Here is a 3,734-nt window from a genome sequence, read left to right on the forward strand (position 1 = left end):
AAGACGACCGGTGGATCAGGGCTGAAGGGACGAAGAAGGCCCCCCACCGCGTCTCCGCTGGTGAGGGGCCTTCGACCTGCGCGCCCGGAGGGACTCGAACCCCCAACCTTCTGTTGTGGGCCGAGGCCTCCGCCTGCTCTGTCGTTGCATGTCATTGGGTTCGATTGCGCAGGTCTGTGACTTTCGCCGGTAGATGGCGGGCTTCTGCCGGGGCTAAGTGGCGGCGCCGGTCGGGCGTTCAGTCGTTGGAGCGGCGGTGAGCTGCCCGGCGGCCCGGGGCGGTAGGTGTCGGTAGAGGCTGGTGCGGGCGATACCGGTCTTGGCGACGATGTCAGCGATGGAGTGCCCGGCCTCACGGAGATGTGCGGCGTAGGCGATCTTGTCCGCGTCGACCACCGAGGGACGGCCGACCCGCCTGCCCTTGGCCGTCGCGACGGACCGCGCGTGGGCGGCCCGTTCGACGGTGTAAGTGCGTTCCATCTGTGCGAACAAGGCCAGGAGGACGACCGCGAGCTGTGCCATCGGGTCGCTGGGGTTCCCTGAGTCGACCTTGATGGGGTCGGCGAGGTTGCGTACCCCGACACCGCGGTCGGTGAGGTCGTGGATGAGGTTGAGGGTGTCGCGCACGGTCCGGCCCAGGCGGTCCAGGGTGTGCACCACGATGACGTCGCCGTCGCGGGCGTAGTCGAGAGCAGCCCGCAGCCCCGGTCTGTCGGTCGTCGCACCTGACTTCTTGTCCAAGAAGATCTTGTCTCGCGCGACGCCGGCGGCGACGAGTGCCTCGACCTGGCGGTCGAGGTCCTGCTTCGCGGTTGAGACGCGTGCGTAGCCGAGATCCACCGGGCGACCGTACCGAATGTCGTCTCCGTACGACGTCATCGGGACGGTGTTTCGGGACCAACTTCCGGAACGGCACGTTGACCGATACCGATTCGCCCCCGGCATCACGTCGTCAGGGTGTCCCACTTCCAAGGAAGTGGGACAGGCTCAACTCTGTCTGCCGCGTTGACCCAGCCTGGCCCTGTGTCTTCTGGTGCGGGAGTGGGAGCATCGCGTGATGAGCCAGGACTCGAGGGAGTGCTCGTGCTGCGGGCGCAGCAAGCCGCGCCGCGCTCTTCATGCGTTGGACGGCGGGGCGTCGTACATCTGTCGGCCTTGCGGCCTATGGGTGGCCCTGAGGCTGAAGGGCGACACTGTCGGCGCGGGCTCGCACGAGCCGTGACGCGCCGGCTCGGGTGCCTATGCGCAGCAGCTCGTGGGCAGCGCTGAGCGGAACAAGCCGGCGGCGATGCGCAGGGCTTCGCTCATCGTTAGGTAGGGGGCCCAAGTGTCGGCGAGGTCGTCCACGGTGAGGCCGAACTTGATCGCGTAGGTCGCTGCGAGCATCAGTTCGCCTGCGCCGTCCAGGGCAGCGTGCACCCCGAGGATCTTGCGGCTCTCGGCGTCGATGACGAGCTTGAGGACACCGCGGGTGTCCTGGTTGACCAGGGCGCGCGGGATGTCTTGCGCTCCTAGGACGCGGCATTCGCAGGCGTGCCCAGCGGCGAGAGCTTGGTCCTCCGTCAGTCCCGCGCTGGCGATCTGGGGCGTGGTGAAGGTGACGCCGGGCAGCCCTCGATAGTCCACTGCTGAGGGCTGGCCGAGCGCGCCGGCTGCGGCGACGTGTCCTGTCTGGGCTGCGACGTAGACGTACTGCGGGACGCCGGACACGTCCCCGGCCGCGAAGACCCGTGGGTTGGTGGTCCGCTGGTTCTCGTCGACGACGACGAAGCCGCGCCTGTCAGTAGCAACACCTGCTGCATTGAGAGCCAGGTCGGACGTGTCGGCGAAGCGCCCGGTCGCCACGAGCAACCGCTGGCCCGTCAGCCGCCTCTCGCTCCCGGTCCGGACCTCAACGCCGTCGTGAGTCGCCCGCACCTCCGTCGCGCGCTCCTGCACCACGGTGATGCCCTCGTCCTGAAACACGCCGAGCAACACGTCTGCAACCTCCGGCTCCGCGTGGGGCGCGAAGCGTCCGACGATGGTGACGGCGACACCGAGGTGCGCCCACAGCTGGGCCTGCTCGAGCCCGACATACCCGGCGCCGAGCACCACCATGGATGCGGGTAGGTCCTGCTGCTCCATCGCGGTGGTGGAGGTCAGGTACGCCACGTCACCCAACCCCGGGAGGTCCGGGATGTGTGGTGCCACGCCGGTGGCCACGACGTACCCGTGCCGTGCTCGCAGGGCCTGGCCGTCGACCTGCAGTGTCTCTTGGTCGATGAAGCGTGCGTGGCCCTGCAGGATCGGGAAGCCGTGGGCGTCGGCGACGTCGGCGTACTTCGCTTGGCGCAGGCGGTCGATCAAGGCCTGCTTCTGCTCCATCAGGGCGCCCAAGGCGACCGGGCCCGCGCTGGTGGAGATGCCTTCAAAGGGGTGCGTGGCCGCACGGTGGCGCTGCCCGGCGGCGGCGAGGAGGTTCTTGCTGGGCACGCAACCGATGTTCAGGCAGGTCCCGCCTAGCGGCCCGTGCTCGACGAGCAAGACGCTGTTGCCGCGGGACCGTGCCTCGATGCCCGCGGCCATCGCAGCGCCGCCGGTCCCGATGACGATCAGGTCGTACTCGTCCATGGCATTCTCCTCGCGCGCGCGGACAGGTCATCGGACGGTAGACGTTCCAGTGCGGGGGAAGGTCAAGGTCTACGGTTGACCATGCGCATCGGAGAGCTGGCCGCCACGGCCGGCGTGACGACCAAGACGATCCGCTACTACGAGAGCGCCGGCGTGCTGCCAGCGCCGGCTCGCCAAGCGTCGGGCTACCGGGAGTACGACCACCGGGCGGTCGACCGGCTGGCGTTCGTGAAGGCCGCGCAGGCGGCCGGGCTGACCCTGGCGGAGATCGTCGACGTCGTCTCTGCCCGCGAAAGCGCCGGCGCACCGTGCGCACACGTCGCGGCAGTGCTCGAACAGCACGCCCACGATCTTGAGCGGCGGATCGCCGAGCTCACGACTCTGTTGACCCAGGTGCGCCAGCTCAGCGCGCGGGCAAAGACTCTGCACCCTGACCAGTGCACCCCCGCCCAGGTCTGTCACCTCATCCCCACCGCCTGAAGCATCCGCCGTACCTGCGCGCGAACGCCGCAGCGCAGTCAGCCGCAAGGTGCACACATGATCACGGCGCCGCCGATGGCTGCCTCTGGGCCGTAGCCCCCCGTCGATGTCATGGGCCCAGCTCCACCGCCACATTGCGGCGACAGATTCCCGCCACCCAGCGCTGAAAGCCACACGCTGACACCGGCGGGCACGGGCCGGTGATCACGACGACTTAGTTGTCTTGGGCGTTGGACGGCTCGACCGGTCGTCTGTTTCAGCGGCGCTGACCGGTGATGAGACGTAGGAACTCTCCGACGGGGACTCGGGCTTCGAGTGGGTGGCGGAAGGGCTGATCTCCGTTGACCGTGTAGCTGTTGCGTCGGCCGACGCGTTCCTTGATGACGTAGCCGGCGTCTTCGAGGTTGCGCAGGATGCCTTGGACGGCTCGTTCGGTGATCCCCACCCGAGCGGCGATGTCGCGCAGGCGGGACTGTGGGACGAGCGCGAGGCAGACGAGCACGTGGCCATGGTTGGACAGGAAGGTCCACTCAGGCAGGTTCTCGGGGCTTGGCTGGGCGGACACTCGTAGAGAGTACTGCGCAGACATGGGAGCCTGACCCGCTTTCCCGGACACCTGTCCTGAGCCCTGATCCACCGGCCTG

The 3,734-nt window shown here is 68.4% G+C and carries 4 protein-coding genes; 1 reads left to right on the plus strand and 3 read right to left on the minus strand.

Features of this window, described 5'->3' with window-relative positions:
* Positions 1-213: 213 nt before the first annotated feature.
* Both N866_RS17215 and merA read right to left on the minus strand, forming a co-directional pair.
* The gene (locus N866_RS17215) at positions 214-840 is read right to left on the minus strand and encodes a recombinase family protein (RefSeq protein WP_034228830.1); all 627 of its coding nucleotides are present in this window, start codon (positions 838-840) and stop codon (positions 214-216) included.
* A gap of 399 nt (positions 841-1,239) precedes the next feature.
* On the minus strand, positions 1,240-2,610 hold the full coding sequence (gene merA, locus N866_RS17220) for a mercury(II) reductase (protein ID WP_034228832.1): 1,371 nt from the start codon (positions 2,608-2,610) through the stop codon (positions 1,240-1,242).
* A gap of 81 nt (positions 2,611-2,691) precedes the next feature.
* On the opposite strand from merA, the gene N866_RS17225 reads away from it, so the two are divergent.
* The gene (locus tag N866_RS17225; RefSeq protein WP_013884816.1) at positions 2,692-3,090 is read left to right on the plus strand and encodes a heavy metal-responsive transcriptional regulator; all 399 of its coding nucleotides are present in this window, start codon (positions 2,692-2,694) and stop codon (positions 3,088-3,090) included.
* Between the two features lie 256 nt (positions 3,091-3,346).
* Here the strand turns inward: N866_RS17225 and N866_RS17230 are convergent.
* A partial coding sequence (locus N866_RS17230; RefSeq protein ID WP_245612646.1) for a helix-turn-helix transcriptional regulator occupies positions 3,347-3,734 on the minus strand: 388 nt, incomplete at its 5' end.

The organism is Actinotalea ferrariae CF5-4 (assembly GCF_000603945.1).
GTDB classification, from domain to species: Bacteria; Actinomycetota; Actinomycetes; order Actinomycetales; family Cellulomonadaceae; genus Actinotalea; species Actinotalea ferrariae.

Bases quoted from the DNA above. Each gene is read 5' to 3' on its own strand.
- merA (WP_034228832.1), bottom strand. From the start codon at position 2,610: ATGGACGAGTACGACCTGATCGTCATCGGGACCGGCGGCGCTGCGATG.
- N866_RS17225 (WP_013884816.1), top strand. From the start codon at position 2,692: ATGCGCATCGGAGAGCTGGCCGCCACGGCCGGCGTGACGACCAAGACG.